Source organism: Woeseia sp. D3-10, from assembly GCF_055809415.1.
In genome coordinates this window covers 2,211,500-2,237,398 of the sequence record NZ_JBVVTW010000007.1, presented here as the reverse complement: position 1 = coordinate 2,237,398, position 25,899 = coordinate 2,211,500, and the positions used below count along the sequence as shown (strand labels likewise).

20 protein-coding genes are annotated in these 25,899 nt (G+C 58.2%); 2 read left to right on the top strand and 18 right to left on the bottom strand.

The window, feature by feature from the left end; translation table 11 throughout:
• Nucleotides 1–312: 312 nt before the first annotated feature.
• Nucleotides 313–1,230 carry a carbohydrate porin gene (locus AC0L8N_RS10465; protein ID WP_473667590.1) on the top strand — a complete coding sequence of 306 codons (918 nt, stop codon included), beginning with the start codon at nt 313–315 and terminating at the stop codon, nt 1,228–1,230.
• A gap of 398 nt (nt 1,231–1,628) precedes the next feature.
• On the opposite strand, the gene AC0L8N_RS10460 is transcribed toward AC0L8N_RS10465, so the two are convergent.
• The 7 genes from AC0L8N_RS10460 to AC0L8N_RS10430 form a co-directional block, all read right to left on the bottom strand.
• Entirely contained in the window at nt 1,629–1,862 is a 234-nt protein-coding gene (locus AC0L8N_RS10460) for a hypothetical protein (RefSeq protein ID WP_473667589.1), read from the bottom strand.
• Nucleotides 1,863–1,945: 83 nt separating this feature from the next.
• Complete coding sequence (locus tag AC0L8N_RS10455; RefSeq protein WP_473667588.1) at nt 1,946–4,192, bottom strand: carbohydrate binding family 9 domain-containing protein; 2,247 nt, start codon at nt 4,190–4,192, stop codon at nt 1,946–1,948.
• Nucleotides 4,185–5,591, bottom strand: coding sequence for a DUF3526 domain-containing protein (locus AC0L8N_RS10450; RefSeq protein ID WP_473667587.1), 1,407 nt, complete (start codon nt 5,589–5,591; stop codon nt 4,185–4,187). The genes AC0L8N_RS10455 and AC0L8N_RS10450 overlap by 8 nt, the downstream gene beginning before the upstream one ends.
• The gene (locus AC0L8N_RS10445) at nt 5,588–7,012 is read right to left on the bottom strand and encodes a DUF3526 domain-containing protein (RefSeq protein ID WP_473667586.1); all 1,425 of its coding nucleotides are present in this window, start codon (nt 7,010–7,012) and stop codon (nt 5,588–5,590) included. The genes AC0L8N_RS10450 and AC0L8N_RS10445 overlap by 4 nt, the downstream gene beginning before the upstream one ends.
• Nucleotides 7,009–7,755 (bottom strand): ABC transporter ATP-binding protein, encoded by a 747-nt coding sequence (locus AC0L8N_RS10440; protein WP_473667585.1) that lies wholly within the window; start codon nt 7,753–7,755, stop codon nt 7,009–7,011. The genes AC0L8N_RS10445 and AC0L8N_RS10440 overlap by 4 nt, the downstream gene beginning before the upstream one ends.
• Before the next feature lie 30 nt (nt 7,756–7,785).
• Nucleotides 7,786–9,780, bottom strand: a complete 1,995-nt coding sequence (locus AC0L8N_RS10435; RefSeq protein WP_473667584.1) for a TonB-dependent receptor — start codon at nt 9,778–9,780, stop codon at nt 7,786–7,788.
• Nucleotides 9,737–10,012 carry a hypothetical protein gene (locus AC0L8N_RS10430; RefSeq protein ID WP_473667583.1) on the bottom strand — a complete coding sequence of 92 codons (276 nt, stop codon included), beginning with the start codon at nt 10,010–10,012 and terminating at the stop codon, nt 9,737–9,739. The genes AC0L8N_RS10435 and AC0L8N_RS10430 overlap by 44 nt, the downstream gene beginning before the upstream one ends.
• Nucleotides 10,013–10,843: 831 nt before the next feature.
• Between AC0L8N_RS10430 and AC0L8N_RS10425 the strand changes: the two genes are divergently transcribed.
• A complete protein-coding gene (locus tag AC0L8N_RS10425; RefSeq protein ID WP_473667582.1) occupies nt 10,844–11,263 on the top strand; it encodes a hypothetical protein in 420 nt (139 codons plus the stop codon).
• Between the two features lie 134 nt (nt 11,264–11,397).
• Here AC0L8N_RS10425 and AC0L8N_RS10420 read toward each other — a convergent pair whose 3' ends face one another.
• From AC0L8N_RS10420 to AC0L8N_RS10370, 11 genes are all read right to left on the bottom strand, one after another.
• Entirely contained in the window at nt 11,398–13,380 is a 1,983-nt protein-coding gene (locus tag AC0L8N_RS10420; RefSeq protein ID WP_473667581.1) for an ankyrin repeat domain-containing protein, read from the bottom strand.
• A gap of 393 nt (nt 13,381–13,773) precedes the next feature.
• Entirely contained in the window at nt 13,774–14,640 is an 867-nt protein-coding gene (locus AC0L8N_RS10415; RefSeq protein ID WP_473667580.1) for a creatininase family protein, read from the bottom strand.
• 127 nt (nt 14,641–14,767) lie between these two features.
• Nucleotides 14,768–15,187, bottom strand: coding sequence for a COG4315 family predicted lipoprotein (locus AC0L8N_RS10410; RefSeq protein ID WP_473667579.1), 420 nt, complete (start codon nt 15,185–15,187; stop codon nt 14,768–14,770).
• Between the two features lie 138 nt (nt 15,188–15,325).
• Nucleotides 15,326–15,448, bottom strand: coding sequence for a hypothetical protein (locus AC0L8N_RS10405; RefSeq protein WP_473667578.1), 123 nt, complete (start codon nt 15,446–15,448; stop codon nt 15,326–15,328).
• Between the two features lie 76 nt (nt 15,449–15,524).
• Nucleotides 15,525–16,556, bottom strand: coding sequence for a c-type cytochrome (locus AC0L8N_RS10400; RefSeq protein WP_473667577.1), 1,032 nt, complete (start codon nt 16,554–16,556; stop codon nt 15,525–15,527).
• Between the two features lie 25 nt (nt 16,557–16,581).
• The gene (locus AC0L8N_RS10395; RefSeq protein ID WP_473667576.1) at nt 16,582–16,713 is read right to left on the bottom strand and encodes a hypothetical protein; all 132 of its coding nucleotides are present in this window, start codon (nt 16,711–16,713) and stop codon (nt 16,582–16,584) included.
• A 20-nt stretch (nt 16,714–16,733) separates the two neighbouring features.
• Nucleotides 16,734–17,867: a hypothetical protein gene (locus AC0L8N_RS10390; RefSeq protein WP_473667575.1), complete on the bottom strand. Its 1,134-nt coding sequence runs from the start codon at nt 17,865–17,867 to the stop codon at nt 16,734–16,736.
• A 37-nt stretch (nt 17,868–17,904) separates the two neighbouring features.
• On the bottom strand, nt 17,905–19,320 hold the full coding sequence (locus AC0L8N_RS10385; protein ID WP_473667574.1) for a hypothetical protein: 1,416 nt from the start codon (nt 19,318–19,320) through the stop codon (nt 17,905–17,907).
• 91 nt (nt 19,321–19,411) lie between these two features.
• Nucleotides 19,412–20,749: a DUF1552 domain-containing protein gene (locus AC0L8N_RS10380; RefSeq protein ID WP_473667573.1), complete on the bottom strand. Its 1,338-nt coding sequence runs from the start codon at nt 20,747–20,749 to the stop codon at nt 19,412–19,414.
• A 178-nt stretch (nt 20,750–20,927) separates the two neighbouring features.
• Nucleotides 20,928–22,619 (bottom strand): DUF1592 domain-containing protein, encoded by a 1,692-nt coding sequence (locus tag AC0L8N_RS10375; RefSeq protein WP_473667572.1) that lies wholly within the window; start codon nt 22,617–22,619, stop codon nt 20,928–20,930.
• Nucleotides 22,620–22,695: 76 nt separating this feature from the next.
• Nucleotides 22,696–25,872, bottom strand: a complete 3,177-nt coding sequence (locus tag AC0L8N_RS10370; protein ID WP_473667571.1) for a TonB-dependent receptor — start codon at nt 25,870–25,872, stop codon at nt 22,696–22,698.
• Between the last annotated feature and the right edge of the window lie 27 nt (nt 25,873–25,899).

Below are 25,899 nucleotides of genomic sequence, written 5' to 3'. Positions count from 1 at the left end.
TTTCCTTGATGGTTTTTTCGGATTGTATAATACCATTCCTCGATACAAACGGGGAAAACTTCGGAAAATGCTGACAACTTTTCCGCCCTCGGGGCCGGCTCGGCTTGCGCACCTTTCCATTCTTTTGCTGAATACCGCAGAACGCCCGTTTGCCGCCGGCGAGCCCATCATTTAAGCCGCGTATACGACCGATTTACTGCAGAACGTCGATCTCGCGATCACTCTGGACTTGGAGAAAGTCGTGACGGGAATGCCCGGCACGTTGTTCACCTACCTCCTGTGGAACGATGACACTACTTTTCGGACCGGTACGTGGGCGACTTTCAGGTCCTGTCGAACATCGACACGGAACAGGCGCTACGCTTGTACGAGTTCTGGTATGAAACACACCTTTCACCGGCAGTGAGCCTGCGAGTTGGCCTGTACGACCTGAACTCCGAGTTCGACGTAATTGACAGCTCAAGAATGTTCCTAAACAGCTCCCACGGTATCGGCGCGGAGTTCTCCCAGTCCGGCCAGAACGGGCCATCGATCTTCCCGGTCACCTCACTCGCAGCACGGCTGCATTGGGACATCAGTGAGTCAACAACAGTTCGTTATGCGTTGCTTGACGGTGTTCCGGGAAACCCGAATAGGCCGGATGAAACCACGGTCCGACTCGGCAGTGCGGACGGACTTCTGCATGCACTGGAAGTCAATTATAGATTCGACGACAGGCTGCGCGGCGGCATTGGCGGATGGCAATACTCAGCCCGATTCGAACACCTGCTGGCGGCTAACGGCGACAATCGGTCGAGCGCTGATAACCGGGGCTTGTATGTATTTTCTGACGCTACCCTGACAGGCGGTGGCAACGACGAGCCACAGATAGATCTGTTCCTCCGTTACGGTGTCGCCAACGCCGACATGAATACGCTCGACAATTATTCTGGAGCTGGTGTGTTGGTATCAAACGTTTTCAAAAGGTGCCCCGAAGACAGCCTCGGACTAGCGCTCACGCGCGCGCACGCCGGCACGCCCTGGCTCGAATTCAGCGGTGCCTCCGCACGGCACGAATCGAGCATTGAGGTCACCTATAGCGCAATGCTGTCGGACTGGATTCGCATCCAGCCAAATGTCCAGTACATTCGTAACCCATCGTTTGGAATAAGCGCAGGCCGCGCCCTTGTAATTGGTATGCGAATCGAGGCCAGCTGGTCCGGATCGCTACCGGATATCCTGTCCCGATGAGGCTGCTTTCAAAACCTTGCAACAGTATTCTTGCTCGCGGATAACAAGAAGACCCGACGCATCAGTTCTTCCATCGAGTCGGACTGGCTGTCCGGCTAGTTCGCTGTGTGCGGCCACCGGTCTCTTCGGCACAACACGTGCACAACATCGCGTTGGTCCGCTCTTTGTCACGGTCGTATCCAATTGCGCCGCAAACATTGATGCTTCTACGAATTCTCGTTCGTAATTCCTTGCCAATGAGGTCTTGTAACAGTCTGCGATAAACTTGTTGCTGCACTACCGATTTGCCAGTTGTCGCAACAGTGTTCACGAATAGACCTACCTCAAAGTTGTAACACCTTTGCGGAACGTTTCTTCGACTAAATTAGTCCGGTTCAACCCCTAATTCGCTTGACCCGCTAATTCGTTTCCCTCGCGAGCTCGATGGCAACCGCGGTTTCTTCAGCGCGGTACTTGAGCACTGCATTGCCTATGCTCCGGATGGCCGGAAGGTCCGCGATTGAGACGCCATTGATTGATGCCTTACCGGCAGCAAGACGCTGGCGATAGCGCACCGTTTCGGGATCGCCAGTAAGCATCAGTGAAGTTATGACGATGTCATCGTGGATGCCCTCGTTTGTGGTCTGCTCCACACCGAACTCATCTTTTGAGTACGGCTCGCCAAGTAAATGTACGTCTTAAGTTGTGACGAAATTTCCGGGCGACGACTGTCGCTTCAAATTTCAAACAAATACGAAAATTTCGCGATGATCTGCTCACTGCCCGAGCCAGGTGTCAGTTGCTCGTCGTCGCCCCGGTTATAGACCAGGTAGAAGTACGACAAAGGCCGGTATTCCCAGGCGAGCCGCGCGTTCCAAATGGACCGGTCGTCGACGCTGTTGTGCTGGTAGTAGGTACTGAACTGGAGCTGCGGGCTGAGTGCGAGCCGCAGGCTCAGACCGACCGCCTCTGTCGTTTCGCTGTGCCCTGCGCCCAGATTTCGAATGCGATTGATTTCGAAGTCGGTCGACAATTCGATTTGTGGCAGCGGCGCGTAGCGTGCGGATACCAGGTAGCTGGTGAGTTCGCCGTTGAAATAGTCACCGGTTTCGACTTCCAGGCTCCCCGATACTTTGGCGGATTGATCTGAGGCCATCTCCACCCGGTAGCGCGTGTAGTCGTAGTCGCCGGCAGCCACTTCGATGCCGGCGGGATAAAACGGCTCCTCCAGTCGCTGCCAGTTCGGTTCCACGATCAGGCCGATCTGCGCACCGTTCTGGAAACTGAATTCCACTGGTCGAATCGGCGCGTAGGCAAACATCAGGTCGCCGTCATCGGCGCTTTGATAAACATAGGCCTCGAACCCGGGCGTGAAACTTCGCACGAAATCCGGCAGCCGCTCGGAGCGCAGGTCGAGATTGACCGCCGGGCTGTGCAAAACGAAGTTCGAATCGAGAATCTCCAGGCCCATGCCCGGCTCATAGTCCTTGTTGAAGTACTCGAGCAGGCCGGCATAGAGCCAGTTGTTCTTGTAGTAGGCCCATAACTGACTGCCCACCCCATTGCCCTTGGCGTCGTCTCGGGACGCCGAAGCCATGGCGTGCACGCCGATCTTCTGATTCGGCCGCCAGAGCCCGTCAACCGTGTAGGTGAAGTTGTCGTTGGCCGGCGTGAATTCCGCACCTGTGTTCAGTTCGCTGTCTTGACGCCAGGTCAGCATCCCACCCAATCGACTTTGTCCGGCAAAGTTTCGTGAATAGCGGGCAACGCCGAAGCGGGATGCCGGTCTGTCATCCGCGCCTTCCTGAGTCATCGCAAGCAAGCCCATTTCCTGCGTGGCGGAGCGCCGTGTCAGGCGCACGCCGCCGTCAATGGGAATTGGCCGGCCCGACTCATCCAGGCCTATACGACGACTGAAGAATGGGCGAATCCAGTTGGTCACACTGGCATTAAAGAGGTTGGCATTTTCCAGGAAGAACTGGCGGCGCTCGGGAAAGAAGACACTGAATCGCTCAAGGTTAACGACTTGCCGGTCAACCTCAGCCTGTGCGAAATCAGTATTGACGGTGAGATCGAGGACTGTATTCGGTGAGATTGCCCATTTGAGTTCACCGCCAAACTCCTCGTTGGTGGCGGACGTACCAGTGTCGATTTTTTCTACCAGCGCATAGGGGTTGATCTGAACGTTGGTTGACGGTGGCGGCGTAACGATACCGGCAAGCTCGCCCTGGTAAGCCATGCGATAGACACTGAATACCCGCGGGACCGATGGCGCCGTTGCCTGTTCGTTTAAATGACGGATGTTCCGGGCGAAGATGACACCGAGGCGTTCGGCGCCGTCCGGATAGCGCAGGTTTCGCCAGGGAATGGCCATCTCGGCAACCCAGTGATCATCTTCAATTCGGGTGCGAACGTCCCAACGCACGTTCCAGTCTGTATTGACGTCCCTGTCGTCGATTACTTCTGCGTCACGCTGGTTGCCGTAAGGCGTCGTCTGGAACGTTACGGCACTGCGCTGGTCAAGAAACCCATCGATAGCAATGCCAAAGAGATCGTTCTCGTCGTCGGCAAAATCACGATCCAGGTTTTGCACCCGGAGCGCGGTTCGCGGCTGGTAGCAAATGGCGGCGACATAAAGCGCATTGTCATCAAAGGCCACCCGCACCTCGGTCCGGTACGAGGTTGCCGCACCCTGCACGGGCTCTTTCTGGATGAATTCATCGATAGCGCTGGCGTACTGCCAGATCGCTTCATCGAGATTGCCGTCGACGACAATCGGCTCGCTGGTCCGCAACGCCGCATACTGTGCCGGCGTCGCCGGCGGTGAGAACACTTCCTGGGCAAACAGATCGGTCAACGGAATGCAGGCCGGAAACGCCGTCAATGCAGCGCCCCTTAAAGCCCGAACCCAACGCCTGAATCCTGTACCAAGCTCGGAGCGCGCTCCGGCTAAGCCCACGAAAGCGGTTGCTGTCTTACTCACGCAAGCGGTCTCTTGCGAATCGCCGATGCGCCGCGACTCCGATGACCAAGCTCAACAAGAGCAGGAACGATACCGGTACCATCGCGTTGCCGGCGATATGCCGAGGCGATACGTCGGAAAATTCGAACGGCTCCAGTCGATCAAATTCCGCGAGAGGCAGCCGGTTGCGTGAAACAACCGACGGACCAACAGCATCCGCCAGATCGACAAGCGCTGACTGCACCTGAGCCTGAAATCGATGCTGTCTGTCGACATCCGCGCCTGCGCTTTGCATGAGCAAACGCTGAGCAATGATTGACGGCGACAAGTACTGCACCCACCGAATGGTTGCTTCACGCCCGGCACGAGCACGCTCGTAAGACTCGACGATAGGTTGCGTCGAATCGCGTGCCGCTTCATTCGACAGATACCCGGCACGGTAGAAGGACGGCAGGCTGTCATCGCCGACCGACAAGTCAGGGTGGTCAAGCAGATAGCCCTCCGTCAATTGTGCGAGTCTTTTGCTGGTTTCGCTTTGCGCCTCACGAATCTCGGAAAGAAAAGCCAGTCTCGATGGCATCGGGTACAGAGCCTCCGCCAAAGTAGCGAAGGTGGCTGGAAGGGCTAAAGTAAATAACAACCACAAGCCAACCAGAGAACCGGCTGTTGCCATCGCGGACCTGAACCGCGCAACACAAAAGGCAATGATGGCGAACCAGGCAATCCCGTAGAGCAAACTGGCAGCTGTCCAGAGAATGAAACGTGGGTAGCGATCGCCGCCCGCATCGTTGAGTACGGCAACCAACAACATAACGCCAATAGCCAGTAGCCAGATCAGGCCGTTACGAAAAGCGAGTCGGGTCCAGGCCAGGTGCGTCAGCTTCACCGGCGACACCAGCACCATCGCCAACGATCCCCGTTGTCGCTCTGTTGCCAGGATGTCAAAAGACACCGCGATCATGACTATGGGGATAAGCAACACAACGACCAGCGCCAGATCGAACGAACTGGAAGCAAGTGTTGTGGGATTGTCGAACTGATAACGCCCGAAAACGCTCGACAAGTTTCGACCGGGTGAGATTTCGGCACTCGACGGGTGCAGATCGGCATTACCTGTTGCGAAATCGGCAAGTGAGGCTGGCGGCAGTACCGCCGGGAACGATATCGCCATCGGATTCGCAGCACTTGGCGGTACCCCGGTCTCTCCCGCTTCGACGGCAACGAGTTCAGCTCTCCACTCCGAGAGTGCTGCCAGTTTCTCCGCCTCGAACGACTGCACACTGGCAAGCTGTGCATCTCGCCACTGGCCACCACTCCAGCCGGCATAAGCGAATGCGACGACAATCAGTAGAAATGCAACCAGCGCGGGACCGCGTGTCAGGAAGTTCAAGCGTTCGTGTACAAGTATGGCGCGAATCATGCTGTGGGTACCTCACCGCGAACGGCACGACTGACCAGAAGATAAGCTGCCCAGATCACGAAGACTGGCCAGACAAGCAGCAGGAGAAAATCGATCCAATAAGTGCCGGCAACAGCAGCAAATGAAGGCAGTTGATAATCGAACTCTTCGAACTGCGCCCACAAAGTCTCATCCGCTGTGTAAGCCGCACCGACCGAGCTCGCGTTGTACATGTAGTCCTCGTTCAGCAGCCGGATCATGTCGCGCCGATGGCTTTCAGCCGCGCGCGCAAAATCACGCTGGTGTATACGATCGGTACCGACAATTCCGCGCGACAACGTTGCGGCTGTCAGTGCGGGGGATACAAGCGACAACCAACGCGTTACCGACTCCTGATCTGCATAACGCGCGTCAAGGTCCGCGTAGAACCGGTCGAATTCCGGCTCGGATAACTCTTCGCTGGTTTGCAGGGTGTAAGCGCTGTAATTGATCGGCAACTCGTCGACTGACGACTTGTCGTACTGCTCCAGAACCTCTTGCTCGACGCGTTTCCGCAGTTCGGGGTCGCCGAAGTAAATGCCGGAAGCCGCGCTCAGACGCGCTGCGGCTTCACGTGCGTCCGGCTGAGGGTGGAGGCTCACACCAAGGTCCGAGCCAAAGCGCGGCACGATGGTCGTCATCAATGCCCAGGCGCAGGTCAACGCGAGAAACGCAGCCTGTCGCGTACGAAACAAGGCTGACATGCCAATGCCCACCGCTACGATTGCAGTCAGATAGGCAGCATAAGTGAGGTACAACGCCGCAAGCCGCACCAAAGCGTCAACGCCCAGAGTCGCCGGGCTCAAGAACAGCGACAGAATTGCAAAGGGAAGGAAAACAGCCGAGTAGGCCAACAGTGTCAGGCGCAGACCGGCGAATAACTTACCGAGGAAGAACGCTTTGGTACTGACGCCGGTCGCCAGCAACTGGCGCAGGGTTCCGTCCTCCCTCTCGCCGGCTACACTACCGAACAGCATCAGGAAAACGATCAGCGGAGCAACCGTGACGATCAGAAACGCCGGGGTTAGCTGAGCGTAACGACTGAGATCACCCCCATCTTCGGCACGCCGGAACACCGCTGGATCCTGATAGTGCGCTTCCATCCAGATCGCCAGACCGGCGAAGTCACTGGTCCCTGGATCGAGGATAGCCAACGGCGATGCGGGACGAAACGCGTACCGGGAAAAATGCGCGGCCGAGTGCGGGTTTCGATCCCCCTGGTTTAGCCAGACTGAACTGTCCGTTGCCAAAGCCGCGGCTTTCTCTTTGTCGAATACTCGCTCACGTTGCATCCCGGTCAGGAGACAAACGATAAACAACGCAATCGTAACAATGAAAAGTCCGCGAACGACTGGCTCCCGGCCGAGCAACACGAGGTCTTTTGCAGAGATGGCGCTATTCATGCTGCTCGTTCCCTGACCGCATCATCCGCGTCATGCAGATGCTTCAGATAAATCGTTTCAATTTCCTTGGCATCGAGTGCGGCCGCATCCAGCAGGTTCACGAGTCGACCATGCATCATGATGCCGATGCGATTACCTATTTCTTTGGCCCGAAAAATGTCATGCGTCGCCATCAATACCGCGCTGCCATCATCACGTAGACGGCGAACAAGGTCACATAGACTGCTAGCAGCGGACGGGTCCAACCCTGACAGGGGCTCGTCCAGCAACAAGGCTTTTGAGTTACGGGCCATCGCAATGGCAATGCCAACCTTTTGCCGCATACCTTTTGAGTAGGTTGAAGCACGCCGCTCGGTCGCTGCGTCCGGCAGACCCGCCTCGCGCAGCAATAAGCGCAGTTCGTCATGCTTGCGCTTGCCGCCCGCCAGACGATCAAAAAACGTCAGATTCTCTATACCCGTGAGCTTCGGATAGAGGGCCACCGATTCCGGCAAATATGCCAGGCGGCGCCGGGCTTCAACGGGTGCCGATGCAACGTCAATACCTTCCACCAGCGCTCTCCCCGAGTCCGGGCGAAGAAAACCCAGGAACAGATTGATGGTCGTTGTCTTGCCTGCTCCGTTGGCTCCGAGCAGGCAAACCACCTCACCATGAGAAATGGCGAGATTGAGATCGGCGAGGGCCTGATTATCCGCGAACCGCTTGCCGAGCCCTTGCGCTTCAAGTGCATATTCCGTCGTCATGGTGCCTTTCCTCCTCTGGTTAGCAGATCCTCAAAAACGCCAGCGCAGTGTCGCCCTGGCCATCCTGGGAACACCGGGTGACACGTTGGTTGCCATCGTTCGGGAACCGGCGAAGTAAAAGTAATAGTCTTCGTCGAGCGCATTGGTCACGGCGAGATCGAGCGCGATCGCGTCGTTGCCCGGAACCGTGATGGAGGCGGAAACCCCCAACAGATCGTAGCCGCCGTTAGATACGCTGTTGGACAGGTCCACGTAATAGTCGTCGTACCACTCGTAGGTAATCCGGCCCGTCAGCCAGTCCGCAAAGCGGTGCTCGAGCTCGGCATAGAACATGTGCTCCGGAACGCCCTGCGGAACAACTCCGGAGTAGTCCTGATCAGGTGCGCCGAAGCTGCCTGCAATGACCAGATCGTCCCACTGCGGATCAAGGTAGGTGTAGTTGACGGTCGCCTTGGTCCGCTCTGACGGCCGCATGCGAATCGAGGCCTCAAGTCCGCGACTGGAATACGATTGCCCGGTGGTTGCAAGAGTCGGTGGCCCGGCAACGTCGGGGTTCGGTACAAAAATTCGCCGGTCTTTTTGCTCCAGATAGAACACGGCCGTTTCCCACTCAAAGCGGCCATCCGCGACCTGCCCTTTCCAGCCAAGCTCGTAGCTGTCGATGGTGGTGGGCTCTTCTTCGCGGGCATACCGGTCCGGCTCCCACTGAAATACCGGGCCGAAGTTGGAATTGAAACCGCGCCCGAAACTGCCGTACAGAAGTCCGGCACCGTAGTGATAGCTGAGCGACATTTTCGGTGATAATGCGTTGGCGTTGCCGGTCGCTCTCTGATCGACGGGCTGCGTGCCGACAACGGCGAAGTCCACTTGCCGGTCGAATTCGTCATAGCGAAGACCGACCGTCAGATTCACGCGATCCGTCAGCGCGATTTCATCCTGAACGAAAACACCGTAGAACTCGTTGCTGGTATTTGCCGCTGTGCGTAGTTCGTCACGGGCAAAGCAGGCGTTTCCCGGCGAGTCATTCAGGACCTCTCCGGTCGAGTAGTCGATCAGGATAGCGTAGAAGCGAAAACTGCAGGCGCCGCTGAAAAACGGGTCTATATCGCCGCTCCAGCGATCTGCCTCGTCAAGTTCCGCACGTTCCGCACTGATTCCGGCAACTAGGGTATGCCGCCCTGCCGCCCAATTCACCGTTGCCTCACCGAAATAGACCGAAGCATCGTTGTCAGAGGCAAAGCCATTCACACCCATTACGTTGTTGGCCGGATCAAATTCGAAGTAGTCGTAGAAATTCAACCGTACATCGGAGTCAAAGCGCCGCGCCTGACCCGTGAACTGAAACTCCAGCGTTTCGCTTGCCGTGAACGTGTAACGGGCAGCCGCGATCGTGCCGGTCCGGTTATTCCGTGTCGGCAGGTAGCCGAGAAACGATTCGTCCCCGCCAGATACGGACACCGGCGTGCCATCGGCCAGGGTCGGAATGACGCTCGGCACTTCAGCCTCGCGGTCGAAGTAAGTCAGCCAGCCTGTTACGGTGCTACGCTCGTCGAGCGGATAGAAACCCTTGAGGAATACGCTTGAGAGTTGCCTTTGACTGTTTTCCCGCCAGCCATCGAAGTCCTCGTGGGCCGCGCTGAGCAGGATGCCCGCACCGTTGTCAAAGCCGCGTTCGAGCTGGCCTTCTGCACGGAAAAAGCCTTCTGTACCCGCACTCAGCGAAAGCTCCGTACGGTCATCGCTCAAGGGGCGCGTTCGATAGTTCACGGCACCGGCAATGCCGCCTCGACCGTACAAGGCTGATACCGGGCCACGCACAATCTCGATACTGTCGACGACGGCGTAAGGCACTTCCGTGAGCAAGACCTCCTCGTCCGGACCGACGAAAGGTACGCCATCTACCAATGCCAGGAAGGTGTCATTGCCATGATTGCCGGTGACCCCCCTGATGGAAATAAACGGGAATTCTTCGCCGTCGCCCTCACCGCGGCGGAAGAAAAACACCAGGCACCCCGCGAAACTCATCGGTCCCGTAGCCGAACCCCTTGGCCCTCAGTTCGGCAGCGCTTTGGACCGTCACCGAGGCGGCGATTTCAAGCAGCGGGGTTTCACGCCGCGTTGCCGTCACGACGATTTCCTCGAGTGAATCAGAATCCGGACCGGACCGGGTTTGAGCTTGAACGGGAATGGAAAGCATCAGCAATGCCGATGCGACGGCGACCAAACGGCCGCGCGCAGAGATTGAGCGAGAATGCATGGATCGACTCCTGAAACGAACACGGACACGAGCCGCAGACGGATTGCGGCCCTGCAACGACGTCAAACGCCGTTAATCGGTAGTTTCAGGAATCAGGGAGCGCGAGACTGGTAGAGGGTAAAACGTTCGGCCGCGAATTCGGCTGGTGAATAATTCAGAACAGCCGACTGGGGACTAAGTAACAAATCGACACAGTGTTCGGTATCGAATGTGACGTCGTCGTCGCGATCAAACTGCGCACATATGGCGCAATTGTCGAATACATTGTCTGTCGAATGTTCAAATTGATGCGCAGCAAAAGCAAACTGTGACCAGACAAGCACAGTAAGCAGCAGCCATCGAATGGCTGACAAGTTCACTGTGAAATTTCTTTGCTGGCTGATCATCGGGTGACGGTGCGTCATTCAATCGTATTGTGGAATTATTATCACGGTCGTCTCGGTTTACGCAACATTTTTTATGCGTCGTCGAATTTTCGCGGACCCATGTTCTGCTGCAGTCTTTGCAGTCCATTGAGATCGAACGTGCAAGCTTGCACGTCAGACGCACAGGCTGAAGATCAACAGCGATCGCCAAGGCAACTTCCGGAGCGGTTGCTGCAATACCTTCTTTGCGCAGCACCGGGCCGGCGGGCGCGCCGCAGCTCCCGGTTGCCCCCTTTCGTTTCAACTGGGACGAGATCGCCAATATCCGGGCACATACGAACTGGGCCTTCGACACCTACGACGCCGAAGATCGACGCCGATACGGGTTTAAACAGTGCACCGCGATGCCGGACGCCCCGAAAAGCGCCTACGCCGGACACATGAAGATTAACAGCTGGGCCGGAGAATGCGGGAACCAAATCAGTCTCAACCGGTAGAAATCGAGAGATACCGTGACTACATGCGCATCGCCAACAACAGCTCACTACTTCTTCTGGCCGGTCTCGAGAGTACCGGTGGACTCGCCAGCCTGAAGCCTGGCGACGTCTGCAGGAAAACCGACCCCTCCTTGCTGAAGACCGACCTGAGAAACCCGTTTGTCAGGGATAACTGCGCGAGTTACGTGAACCGCCTTACCGGCTGCGCCAAAAATATTCAGCGGGAATACCCGCTCGCCGGCAACCCGCTGATGGCCAGCCTGGAGGCCTACCGGGCGGTACTGCAGGCAAAGCCGGTTAAGTCATTGTTCAACTCAGGAACCAGGAACAAAGGAAGGAGAAGAACAGCCAGTTCTCCTTCCGCCCTGGCTTCTGTCGTTTCGTGGTAAGCATGGACAAGGACCGTGGATACGCGGTCGCAATTGTCAGCGCAGCATTAGTCACCCAGAATGCGCGTCCTCAGAAGTGCCCGGCTCGATTCGTCAAACCCTCTGTGCAAATGCTAACGCCGCATGCAATGTGACTAGTGCAGCAATGCAGCCAGCATCGGTCGGTCTTGCCTGGTCAGCACTGAACGGTAGAGCTGCAGCGCTGCTTCGTCGTGCGGGTGGTCACCCAGCAAGCTGTCGAGCTGCGCGGCCAACATCGCCCACTGCACTTCGTTCGCTGTCATTTGCCTGCGACTGAAGATCATCCAGTCCACCCGGGCCGACAGCAAACGACTCTGGTAGTGCTTCGGTTGCGTTCGTAACAAGAGACTGGCGATCTGCCTTGCTGCGCCCGGAACCCGGTCAGCGCTACCCACCTTGTCCAGCATTTGCTGCAAGTGCGCTACCCAGGTATTGAAATCAACCGGCTGAATCCGGCTCGGCACCCGCAACGGGGGCTCGCTGGTCTGCGCCTCAAGCAGTTTGACGTAGCACATATAGACGGGTGCGTAATCCACACTGGAATGTCCTGTGTTTTTACGCAGCGAATCCACCGCCGCAAAACGGCGCTGCAGCGAATTGCCAGCCGCATCGGCATTCGGTTCGGCGGAATGCGCGCATAAGCTGTCGTGCAGGCCGATCTTGTTCGCCGCATTGATGACGGGCAGTGGATTTATAATCAGCGCTTGCTCAAGCGCCAGGCGCACAGGCACGTTGCCAGGTTCTTTCAATTGCAGGAAGGCTACTGCGCTGTCGATGGCAGCGGGATCTCCCCCACCAACCTGTTCAACGAGCGCCGTCCAGGTCTCCGGATTCGCAGAGCCACCCGCATCGCGCAGCATCTTGATGCTGCGCTGGTCGTTCTGCAAGATCGCGAGGTTCAGCGGCTTTGCGCCGTCCCGATCGACAGCGTTGACGTCGGCGCCACGCTTAATCAAGGCGGCAACTACATCATGCATTCCATAGCTTACGGCCCGATGCAGCGGGAAATTGACCGCGGCGGCCGAGACTTGCGTGCCAATGCCAGCCTCGACCATCTGCAGAGCGGCGGTGTTATTGCCGGTATTCAGAGCGAAGGTCAGCCAGGAATCGCCGTCGATTTCGAAATCCTCGGGGCCTTGTGCCGAACTGATGATCAGCGGCACAGCGATATCACCGCCCGGTATCGACATGGCCGCCAGCATCAGCTCGGAAAGGGGAACGCCGGTATACGACGCGGTGAGTAACGCCACGGTTGCATCGTTCGGGCGATCCTCCTGCAACGCGATCGTCGCATTGCAATACATCGTCAACGCCAGCAGTCCGAGGGTCTGCCGGTAGGCCCGTGTGCTGACTGCCTGCAACGCTGCCTCCTGAGCAGCAACGTAAGCGCCTTTGCCCAGCAGGTCTTTTGCATGGCCGTAGAAATGACTGGCAACATCCGGGTCCGCAACAGTCAGCGATTGTTGAAATTCGAACCTGGCAATGTCGTCAGGGACTGTACGCCGGTAGCCGGCTGCCGCTGACTGGTATTCGTTGGTACCGGGTTCAAGTCGCGGATGTATATCCGAGTAAATCTGCAGTGCCTTCATGGGTTGTCGCAGAATTTCCAGCGTCTGCGCACGATTCAAAGGCAACCAAAAACTGTCTGTGCCAAGCTCTTCGGCCTTGTCGAACATCGCAAGAGCAAGATTGGGCTGCCCGTCATTGGCCGCCGCATAGCCGTACAGCACCCAGGCGTCGGCAAGTTTCGGATCCAGAGTGAGAGCCTCGTCGAGGTTCTGGCGCACAACCGCCATGCCATCCTGCGTGAACTCATGGTGCGGTCCATAAGCCCCTTTCGCAGAGGTCTTCAAAACGATGCGCGCAAGTTCTACGTAAGACGGCGCGTAGCTGGGGTCGGCCTCGAGTATGCTCAGGTGCGTGGCAAAAATGTGCTCGATAGCCGGGCCGCCACGCCACTTATCGAGCGCCGACTTGGCCTCCCGAAAGGCCGCATCGATTTCCTGGCGCTGGGTCGATTGCGCGAAGCCCAACGACGTTTGACATAGCAGGACACTGAACAGAAAAGCGGGCACCACAGACTTGATTAATCGCATGTGAGCTACACCCTCGACAGGACGTAAGGCCGGCAAGAACGAATATGCTACCCGAACTTTCGGCCACGCCTGTGACGGCAGTCACAACTGCAGCGCAATGCCGCTAAGGCACTTTTTTCAACTCAATAAAGGTGGCAGCTGAGAGGATTGATTCCGGTCGCATCAGCATTACCCTTTGGGGCGCGCCCCAAGAAAAGTGTCAGATTTGTACAGGCTATGAATTACCCAAGCGCGTAGTAGCCACGCCAGCTACGCCATCCGTCCGTCGGAGCGAAACTGGAGCGCCGTACCGGTGGACGCGCGCCTGCCGCAGGTCCTGACGACCGGGAGAATAAGTCGGATACCTCTCTCGCTCCTAGCCAACCTGTCGAACTAATATTCGATTAACGCCCATCATTTTCTTGCCCTCGCGAGCTTGATGGCAACCGCGGTTTCTTCAGCGCGGTACTTGAGCACTGCATTGCCTATGCTCCGGATGGCCGGAAGGTCCGCGATTGAGACACCATTGATTGATGCCTTACCGGCAGCAAGGCGCTGGCGATAGCGCACCGTTTCGGGATCGCCAGTAAGCATCAGTGAAGTTATGACGATGTCATCGTGGATGCCCTCGTTTGTGGTCTGCTCGACGCCGAATTCATCTTTAAGCAGATCGAAGCCATCGAAGTAGGACTTGTAATACTCGGGCACGAAATGCGCGCGGGCTTCTTTCCATTGCGCATTCATCTCTTTGGCAACGGCTTCCATCCCGTTCTGATTACCGCCGCTATCACCAATGAAGACGATGTCCATGAAGCCGTGGGTTTCCAGACTCTCTGCGATATCCGTAAGGATTGCCTGGTAGGTCTCCTGCCGCATGCTGATCGTACCGGGGTAGAGCATATGTCCGGAGGGCTCGTCGATATCACCCTCGGGCACGAGTTTCAGGATTGGCGCGCAGAGGGCGTCGCCGAGCTTGCGTGCTATAGCCTCGCAGGATTCCTCGAGGACATAGTTGTGCTTGCCAAGTGCAAGGTAAGGTCCGTTTTGCTCGATACCGCCGGTCGGAATAATGATGGTGGTCATGCCTGCCGCAAGCGCATCGCGCACTTCCAGCCAGGTCAGCTCCTCCAGCCAGATGCTGCCTATCCCTTCGATGGGGCGCTCGGCCGCCAGTTCCTTTTCATACGCGAGACGCGCTGAATCGTCGGACTGGGCACTTGCAGGCGCCGAAGCCAGCAACGCGATGACAGAGAGGGCGGAAAAGACCTTGGGTAATTGCATAACAGGTTCCAATAGGTTGAGAGAGTCAGGGACGGTGTCCGCGGGCAATATTATTCAGGCAGTCGCCACGGAGTGGCAAGCTGACGTGAGGAAGACCTCGCGCCATTGATCCCGGTTCGATCAGGGATCAAGGCTTGAGAAGGTGGAAGCCATCGAGGCCATCGCCCCGGGGGTTGGTAACCGAATCGTGGAATCGCTGGTGCACCGGTTGCCCTTTGTAGGCCCACTGCAGTTCACCGTTATCGCGCACGATCACTTTCCAGTCGCCAACCTCGGCACCTTCTTCATCGGCCCTGAGCGGTGGCCAGGCCGAGGCGCAGCTGTCATCGCACGAGGATTTTCCGTCGCTGTCGTTCTCATTAACGTACAGCGGCCTGAGGCTTGGAAACGCCTTGTAAGACCATTCACCCGGCTTCGTCTCTGAAAGTGCAACCGCACCCGGGTGCGCGATAACGTCGGGCGATTCGACGCCCTCTTCGCCAAGGACGACCTGCACGGCAAGCAGCGAAACCACCAAAGTCAAAATACCGCTAGTGAGACTATTCATCATTGCCTCTCCCTATTGTGTCTGATGTCACCTCAGTCCTTCGGCACCGGGGTTAGGCGCCGATCGGCTGGATCACAGACATCGTAAAAGTTTATTCCAAAGCCGGTCAGAAATTCGCTGCCCGACCGGACGCCGCGACTAGCGTTGTGCCGCGACCTGCTCTGGCGTTACCTCGCTGGCCGCATTGCCCCAGGCGCTGCGGATGTAAGTCAGCAGCGCCGCCGCGTTCTTGTCGCTCAGCTTCTGACCAAAGGCCTCCATTCTGTCCCAATGGCGCTTCTCCTCCCACACTTTGGATGGCGGGGTCTCGGGGTACTCGGCACCGTGGAGGGTAATGTTAATAAGCGCTTCCGGTTCCGCCGCCAGTGTCACCGGACTGCCCATCAGCGGCGGGCCGGTGTCTCGCGAGCCGAGGCCCGTTTGGAAGGTGACAGGTGCCGCAGTTGATATCGTATTGCAGCTCGCCGACACGCAGGGTTTCCTCGCTGGCGCTGGGTGTGTCGCCGCGTTCGACGGCGGGAAGACCCAGCAGAAATACCGCCATCGCACGCGTGTCCGCTTCCGTCAGGTGCCGCGTGCTGTTCATGATGACCTTGTTCATCGGACCGAACACGCCGGCGCGCTCGCTGTAGCCGAATAGTAAATAGTCACTCAGCTCATCTTCTGTCCAGTGTTGCAAGCCTGTCGCTGCCGCCGTCAGGTTCGGGGCTGACCAGCCGATCAGTCGGTCATCCCGCGCGCTGACGCGGTCCTTGTAGATACCGCCGCTGTACGCGAGATCCTTGTCTTCTGCCCCCAGCGCGCCGCGGGGCGAGTGGCACGCGCCACAATGAGCAACGGCTTCCACCAAATAGGCGCCACGATTCCACTCTGCCGATTCTGACTCGTCCGGTTCAAAGCGGCCCTCGTCGAAATACCGCCACTTCCACGGCGCCAGCGCCCAGCGCTGGCTATAGGGAAACCGCAGTTCGTTGTCCGGCGGCGTTGCATTCACCGGCGGGACAGTCATCAAATAGGCGTACAGTGCCGCGACATCGTCATCGCTCATGCCAGTGAATGCGGTGTAGGGAAAGGCTGGATAGAGATGCTCCCCGTTGGGGCGCACACCTTGTCGCAAGGCTTGCTCGAAGTCGTCCTCCGACCAGCCGCCAATGCCCGTCTCGGCGTCGGGCGTAATGTTCGTCGAGTAGATCGTCCCGAAGTCTGTCGTAAACGCCAAACCGCCCGCGAAAGCGTCGTCGCCTGCTCGCGTATGACAGGTTTGGCAATTGGCCGCGGTGGCTATGTACCTGCCCCGTTCGATCAGGGCAGCCTCAGCGCCGAATGCGTTCAGGGAGAACAGGAGCACAAAGGAGCAGGACAGTTTCACGGCGGACCTCATCGGCTCTCAAACATCAGTCGCCGCTCGTGCTCCAGGAGTTGCAACGACCCATGGCGTTTGCCTGCACACCACCCAGCAAGTCGCAGGTACCGCAACCTCCGACACCGCGTTTGCTAAGGCGGCGGCGAGTCAGAGTATTGGTCATCGCGTCGTGTCGATGGTGTTTCAATTGGCCGTTTCTGCGCGAGCGGCAACGTTCTTGTACGCGTCGTCCTCATGCAAAATGATAACCCGCGTCATCTTGACCTTTACGGCAGACGATATGGCGGTGTTAGCACCGGTTTCCGGGTCAGGGTAGCCATCGGCAAAGTGCCGGAGCGCGTGGTATTGCGACAAGGACGACAGCTGGCCATAACTTTGATGGTGCGTGGACCAGGTGGTGTTCAACTGATGGTTGAACTTTTCAACATCCGTGTAGCCAGCGAGCATACCTTCAGCGCCCTCGGCGCTCAGGTCGAGCTTCAGCCGCAGACCGCGAAACATCTGATAGCCGCTGGTATCAAAGGTACTGGACCACGGAATCTTGACAGTATCGATAGGCTCCGTCGTTAACACCCCGTCGGCGATCTGGCCTGTAGTCTGCGCCATGTATTGCTTGCCCCAACGGGTATCGATCCGTTGCGTTGCACCGGCAATGAAGGCTTCACCGCTGGCGTCAGTAAGCAGATCATCGATGCCGCGGTAGATACTGACGGTCACTTCATTGTCATTGGCCAGATCATCTACATGGGTCAGCTCGACGATCCAGCGATTGTCGTTGTACTGCTGCGCGAACTTGTTCTCGAAATGCCGGATAATGCCGCCTGCCCGGTAATGCGCAATACAGCCGATGACCCGGTAAAGCTGGTTATCAATGCCGGTAGTCTGGCCATCCACGGACTGGAAATCGTCGTCACCGACAACACCGTCGAGGTTGAGGCCGTCGACCTTGTTGCCCTGTGCCGCGAGGAACGGAAACGGGTCTGTCTCGACAATGGTCGGGTGCCATTGCCGGCCTTCACGCAGCAACCGGGTTTCAGCCACCGTGCGTTTGACACCGTCCGAATCAGGGAACTCCGCACTGTACTGCTCGCGCGGCCCCAGGTTGAAACCCTGAGGGCACTCGGCGGCTCCGTCCTCGGTTTCGAACAGCTCCCAGTGACGATCCGTCAATACGTAGCCGACCCGGCCGTCCGGGGGTGACTCTGCGCCAATCGCTGTCCCCGTCAGTCCGGAGAACGCCAGCAAGGCTCCAGCCAAGGCAAAGAAAAGTGGCGGTTGCTGCCTCTCAACAGCAGATGCTAGTGCTCTGTTTTGCATACTTCACCTCTCGGTTCAGGCAACTTGCCCGACTCCGTCATCGACTAAACATGTTGTCGCGAAAATCATCCCGTAGCCAGAATGCCTTGAATCCGTTGCGACGACCATTGAACTCGCCCCAAGAATCGGCATTGGCGTCTCCCGGCGACTCGTCCTCACTGAAAGTGTAGACCGGACGACCGCGATAGGCCCAGACAGCAAGCGCTTCCGCCTGCTCCGGTGCGGCACGGCGACCTGTCATGGGATCTATATGCATGACACTCCACAGATGGCTCGCACTCTGTGCACCTTCTGAAGCGGTGACATATTGAAAGGTTTGCAGACAGCGCTCCGGATCGCCTGCGCCACAAAGGGCCATGCGATACACCTGGGGGCTATCCGGGTGGTCACAGGCAAGCTGATCCATGGCATCGTCCGAACAGCTGTAGGTATAGATAGTCTTGCCATTCTGGTCCGCCAAAACCTGGCCGATGCGCGAATCCTGCACGGTGAATGTCGCCGGTGGCGGCAGAGCGCGCTGCGTGTAGACGTTGCTCCAGCCTTCGACGTCGCTGCCACGAAGGCTGCGATCATGGGGATCAGGCGCGTAGGTATAGATCGGCTGACCGCGGTAGGTCCACTGGTTCTTTCCCGGTGAACGCTCAATGACAGACCAGCCGCCCAGCGGCGAAGCCGTCGCCGGCGCCTGCACGGCTATCCAGGTTTCCGCGCATTCGTCGAAGCAATTCGATTTATTGGGCTCATCACCCTCCCATACGTAGAGGGAGTCGCCGTTATTGTTGATCAGTAAGTGCCCGGTCGTGGTTTGCAGCACCTGAAACCCGGGAGGAATCGCGGGCCGGGGCCCTACAGGCATCCTCACCACCGGCGCGTCACCCCCGATATCCAGTTTGAGCCCGCCGAGTACATCACCTTTCTGCCGATCCAGCGCGGATCGGTAGAGCGGATAGCCATCGTGAGTCCACTGCTGCGTGCCGTCGTCCCGTGTAAGGAGGGCCCACTTGCCGACAGGCTCAGCACCCTCGGTGGCGAGTACCGGCGGCCAGGCCTCCGTACAACTTGGGCGGCGGTCCAGCTCGGGCAGAATCAGACCCGGCGGATAGGGGCTCATCAGCCCGGCGGATTCCCGCAGAACCGTATCGCTGCAGTTGGACAGACCACCGTCCTTCCGGTCACCGGTGCCGCCGTTGCGCAAATCCCGCTGAGGCCATTTGTAGAATGTCCGGCCCTCGGAATCGGCAAATACCGGACCGTCGAGCTCCGTAGAGACGACCTGAAAGCCTGGCGGCATGGGCTCGTCGAAGTGGTCTTCCCACACGGCCCCGTCCTGCGACTGCCAGTACAACAGAGAAGCCAGGTCCTCCGCTGCGGCAACCGACACGTTCATGCACAGCACGGTTGTGAAGACACCCAGCACACGCACCAGATCTATCCGATCAATCCCTCGCCTCATAGTCGATGACACTCTCTACCCAAAGTAATCTGTAGACTTCCCCATGCACAGGGAAAGCCCGCCAGGAGCCGCGCAGGTACGGCGGCTTAACCTAGACCAGTATCTCGCTGACCACGTCAGACGCTTCATTGCCCAGCGTGCCCCAGCTCGGCTTATCGATGCCCATGGCGCGCAGCGCCGTGTAACCGACCCGGGTACCCGCCGTATCATTGAGATCAATATGCAGACCCGTTTTCAGCTGGCCGCCTGCACGGCCGGCCGTGAATACCGGCATGTTGTCCAGCGTATGCGTTCTGGCATAGCCGTGATCGGTGGTGCCGTAGATGAGCACATTGTCCAACAGCGTGCCATCGCCTTCCCTGATGCTCGCGAACGCTTCCACGTATTCCGCCCAGGCCTCCATGGCTCGCCGCAAGAACCAGGAATGGGTTGGCTGGTAACCCAGCGCCGGATCCACAGGCTCCTCGTGCGTCGTGGTGTGGTGCGGTTTCGGATAGCCCGGTTTGATGATGGGTGAGGCAGCCAGTGCGTACGCCATATTGAAGACGCGCGTCTGGTCGCATGCGACCGCCATGACCATAAGATCGGTCATCAAGCGGTGCCTTAGGGCAACAGACTCTGCTTCTTTATCCATCGGTGCATCATCGGGAGCCTGACCCGGCGGTTTGCAGCTCGCGATCGGCTCGGGCTTGACCAGGCGTTGCGCGAACTGGCGCTCCAACTGGCGCAGACCGGTAAAGTACTGATCCAGACGAGCCCGGTCTTCTGCACCGAGTGTCTTCGCAAGCTTGCTCGAGTCTTCCATCACACCGGACAGCACGCTCTTTCGAACCATCACCCGCGGGTCCGGCGTGAACGTCTCTGCATTGGGGTCGTTGAATGCCGGCCCAAAAAGCCGCGTATAGAAATTCAGCGGAGACCACTCCGGCGGATTGGGCGTGGTGGCGTTCTGGTAGCTGTAGGTACTGTCGAGGTCGCCGCCAGCGGTCGCCGTCAGTGAGCGAAAGCGGGTCGTGCCGCCAATTTCATTCGCCACGGTGACATCGATGGTCTCTCCGGGAATGTCGCTCGTATTCTTCGGCGACGTGCCTGTTCTCGAGATAACCCAGCCCGTGTAATGACAGAGGTTGGAGTTTGTATCCGTGAACGCCCGGGTATTGCTGATCAGGTTGATGTGCTGACTGACCTTTTCCCAGGACGCAATTTCCGGCGGCAAATCGTAGCCCGGACCGAGCTTCTTGGGCACAAACACACTCGGGTTAATTCCGAGGCCGTAGCCCCAGGTACCAAACCGCACCGGCATGGGCCGATTCGAGGCCAGAGCCGTGCCGTTGCCGTTCAGGAACACGTCCAGGAATGGCAGCGCGACGGTTACCGCCGAGCCGTTCAGTAAGCCTTTTAATACTCGACGTCTCGTGTGTTTCTTCACAGCCGTCCTCCCTAATATTCCGGTACGTTGATTCCAGCCGCTGCGAACAACGGATTAACCGTGCGGCACGAGCGCCGGGAACGTCTAAAAAACCTGCGCAGGCAAAACTCGCCCCACAAAAACTCATGCAACTGCCAGCGGGTCTTCGGCGCCTTTGCGCTTGGTGCCCGCGCCCTCTTCAATTTAGTGCAAGCTGGGGCAGAGCACCATGCTGCTGCCTCAGACTTTCCTGCGCAACCGTGCTCTCTTTTTCCTTGGTCAAATGCACGCGGGAAAAGGAATTGCTGGTCGCAATAGTCCGCAACAATTCGGGGACACGATAACCATCTTCCGAGAATTCCTCGACCAGGAAGTCCAACAGACTGCGATTCTCCATCGGACCGCCGGAGCCGTAGCTGTACAGGCGATTCGCGAAGCAGGTCGGTAAAGCCTCGTTGTTACGAACCGCCTGGTAGAGGCCGCTGACATCCTGAAACTCAATGCCGTCGAGCTGGCCACTGGGGTCGATCTCCACGTCGTTTTCCGTCAGCCGGAAGCGACCCGAGCCGTCAAAGTTTTCGAGGGCGAGCCCGGGTGGGTCCATAATCTTGTGACATCCGGCGCAGGATGGATTCTCAACATGGACTGCAACCCGGTCCCGCTGCGTCGGATAACCTTTCGCGGGATTAATCACCTCCGCAAAATTCACGCCGGGCGGCGGTGCGGGTACTTCCTGGCAAAAGAACACCTCGCGCAAACCGATACCGCGCAACGTCGGCGAACTTCGCCCGGGATGCGAGTGCTGCGCGAGGAAGCTGATTTGCGATAACAGTCCTACCCGCGGGCTGTCCTCCGGAAACGTGTAAGAGGTCCAGCCGGGGGGAGCCGCGACATCGTAGAGCGGCGCAAGCGCCGGCGTGATAAAGGTAGTGCGACTCGTGAACAGATCGCGGTAGTCGTTTTCACGCTCGATCAGGAAATCAACCATGGTCCGCAAGGTCTGCTCGCGCGCCGCCGCCGCCGTCACCGACGTAAACTGCGGATAGATAGTCGGGTCCTTGGACAGCGAGCCGCCCTGGAACTGCAGCATGTCGGCGAAAAAGGCCCGCATTCCGTCTTCCAGGCGCGAACTGGCCAGAAGCCGGTCCACGGCCTGTGTGCGACCTTCGTAAGTGTCGAGCTGACCGGTCTCGGCCATCGTCAACAACTCGTCATCCGGGCTGGCGTTCCAGAGGAAGTAGCTCAGCCGTGATGCAAAAGAGTGAGCGTCGAGACGCATTTTTTCCGGATTCTGGGGGTCCGGTTCAGCACGCTCCACGACGAAGAGCACCTCGGCATTGATCAACATGCCTTCCAGCGCCATGGCGGCGCCTTCGTAGAAATCCTCCAGACGATCCGCCGCGGTTCCGGCAACGTCCACGTAGCGCTCTAATTCTTCGTCATTCAGGGCACGCCGGTAGAGCAGGCGCCCGACCTTTGAAAGGAATGCCGATGCGCAGGCATTATCCGCGCTCTTCGCATCTGCCGGCTGGCAAGGCAACAGATACTCCCGGTGATCAGTGTCCACCACTTGCTCCGCCACGCCCGAGGCGGCGCGCTGGAACTGTTCGACCTGTGTTTCGCTAAGGCCGGCGTTGGCCGCGCCATTGGCAACCAGACCTTCCGTGCGTTGCGGCGGTGCGAATTGAACCCGAACATCAACGCTCGGCCCGAATATATACGCCAGAGAATTCTGGTACTGCTCCGTGGTGACCAGTCGGGCTCGCAACGGCGAGCCTTCCGTGTCCGGCTCTGCCGGGTTTCCGGCGCCGCCCGAGCAGCCGGCCACTACAGCAAGAGCCAGAAGGCTCCCGGCAAACCAGAGTCCGATACGTGCTATCTGTTGATGCATTGCAATACTCTGCTCATGAATCGGTTTCCGCGGCGGCAAATAATCACCGCCGCGGATGCCCGGTTAAATCAACAGCCTAGAACTCGCCGTTAATGCTCAAAGCAAAACGCCGTCCGATCACGTCCAGAGGACTGAACGGAAGCGTCGACGTACCACCCAGGGTCTGAGCCCTACGTTCCGCGCTGTCGCGATTGTCGAAAACATTGTCGACGACCAAGCGGACCCCAATGGCTTCGTTGATCCGGTAGGTCAACGTCGCATTGTGAATCCAGCTCGAGTCGGCACCGTTCTGGCCGGGCGAGAATCGCTCCGCTGGCGCCTGTGCATCTGCCTTGAAAGCGCCGATGAAGCGAGCCTGCCATAACGCGCCGAGACGATCCTTGGTCCAGCGCATGTTGAACTGAGAACGCCACTCTTCGAAGCCGCGCTCGCCTGCCAGGATCTCCGTACTGCTGCCGGTCACGTTTCGCTCGTGTTTGGCGACATGGAACATGCTGCCGAATACTTCGATGTCACCAGGCACCTTGTCCGCGACCCACGTATCGCTCAGATCGTAGTTAAAGTTCGCGATCAACCCGGCAAAGTTGCGTGATGCAGCGTTGAGGAAACCGGTTTGCGGAGCGACAACCTGGAAGTCAAAGTCGCGCTCGAACAGCGTACATTCGTTCAAAGCGGGAAAGCCCACGCTGTCATAGCAAGCGTTCATGATCTGCGTTGCCGACAGCCGAGCAATCTCGTTATTGATCGTAATATCGGTCCAGTCGGCCGATACCGTCAGGCCAGGCACGAAATCCGGTGAGAATACGATACCGGCGGTCCAGCTCTCCGCTTCCTCGCTCTTGAGGTTCTGATTACCGCCAGTGAACTGCGGGAAAGCACGATTGGCCGCGAGCGATACAAAGCCTTCAAGCTGGAAGGTCGGATCGAGCTCTCCGTTCGCCTGCCGCGCCGCAACTTCTGCCGCACAGTTGGCCTGCCTGACGGCCGGATTCGGCCCGCCCGTGCTGAACTCGTCATCGCAAGGATCGTCCGCGAACGCATTGAATTCCGATCGCGGCAGGAACAGTTCCTGCACCGAAGGCGCACGAATTGACGTCGTGACGTTACCGCGGATGGTCAGCGAGTCTTCCAGACCGGGAAGGTCTGGTCGCAGCCGCGCACCCACTGTCCATGTCGTGTCCTTGCCCGCCAGCGAGTTGTCCACCCAGCGAATGGCCGCTTCCAGTTGCAGCGAGGCAATGAGCGGTATGTCAAAACGACTGCCCTGCTCAACCAAAGGTATCAATGTCTCGGTGTAGAACTCATCAGTGGTGTAACCACCCGCCACTGACTGGACCGGCGTGAGCGGATCGAAGCCAACAGTACTGGCCCGGTCAGCCCGAAACGCAGAGTCTTCCTGGCGACGAATGTAACCACCAGCGAACGCCATTGGGCCGGCCGGCAAGTCGACCAGATCACCGGCCACGTTGAACTCGAAGGTTTCCTGCGTGATGGTGGTCGACTGGTAGTCCTGCTGCTGCAGGTAAGCGCGCTGCTCGTCGGTAAGTTCTTGTATGCCGATCGGGTTGAACGGAACGCAATTGGTAATGTCCGTCGACGGTGGCTCCAGGAACGTGGGCGGGAATTGCTGCGGCGGCGGCTCGAGTTGCGAACGGCAAACAATGTTGCCGGTTCCCGGATCGCGAACCGAATCGATCGCCAGAGCAAGGCGCCTGCCGTTGATATCCGTTTGGCGAACGGTTGCATTGGTCTCGCCAAAGTTCAAAGACGTATCCCAAGTCCACTCGCGGTCAAAGAGCGGGAACGTACCGTCGAGTCCGACCACGAAGCGGTAGACATTCTGCTCACGAAAATCCGGCGAATCGGAGCCGATATCCATGTTGGACCGGCTGATCCCGACGTACTGATCGTCTGCCAGGCCCGGGTCGTACACGCCGTTTTGCACGAGCACATCACGGAATGCGGTTGTGATGTACGGGTTCTCGGCGATATTGAGCTGTGCCACACCGCCTATGCCCGGACCAAACACGACCGTACCAAAGCTCGCGTCGGGACTTTCATTGGCGGATTCAGTACGCGCGAAAAGTGCTTCCGCGTACAGATTGACGCCGTCCAAAACCTCCCGATGACCGGTCGCATTAATAATGTAGCGATCCAGCGGGGCGATCAGGTTGTTTGTTTCACTCAGTCCGACGAACAGCGGGTTGTTGATCGCATCAGAACCCACACTGAAGAAGGCGCCACGCGGCGTACCCAGGTTGGCTTGCTCCCAGGTGATCAAACTGCCGTCGGCACCGAACATGAGCGGATTGCCTTGCGCATCCCGAAGCGAATTATCACCGTTCGGCCAGACGAGTCCCAGGCTTGCCAATGGCATGCCCGACGTTGGCACCTGCCAGACACCAAAAGCATCATCGCAAATGACGGTGTCCGGAATGCCGTCGTCCGGCACCAGCAAAGGAAGACCTACGGCTGACAGACCGCCTGCGGCGTTTTCACAGTGGGCCGTGCCCCGGCTGGCAAGGTCGTTGTCCGTAACCAGCGTGGCCTCGGTACGTGCGAACTCCAGCCCCAGCATTACGTTGCCCTTGCCGTCGGAGCTATTCGCACCCCACAAGCCCCGGAATCGCGTACTTCCGGCAGTATTGCGCTGGTCCTGCTGCGTCTGTACGTCGAACGAGATCCCTTCGAAATCATTCTTATATATAAGGTTGACTGCACCGGCGATGGCGTCAGTGCCGTAAATGGGGGCACCGCCGACGAAAATGGTTTCCACCCGATCGATCATGATCGTAGGAATCATATTCAGATCGACCTGCAGCCCTGACCCGGGAGCAGCGACTCCACCCAGTCCCGGCGTTGCCTGAGAAACAACCCGGCGACCGTTGACCAACGTCAGCGTGCGCTGCGTGCCAAGGCCGAAGGCATTCGCGAAATTTTGTCCGATGGACTGAGAGTCCTGACGACCCGAATTACTGAGGGGCAAACCAAAGGCTGGCACTTCATTAATTGCGTCCGCTACGTTTCCGAAGCCGCGTTCATCGAGAAATTCCGAGTCGACCGCCACTCCGGGCTGGAGGTTGTCATAGGCGGCACGCTGAATTCGCGAACCGGTAACAACAACTTCCTCTATGGGCTCTTCTTCATTTTCCTGTGCGGCCGCCGGGCTCGCGCCGTATGCCAGTGACATCGCTATGGCAACAGACAACGCGCAACGCCCGTAAGCGTTCCCCACTCTTGGTTTGTACTCCATCGTATCCCCCCACTTTTTTTTACTATA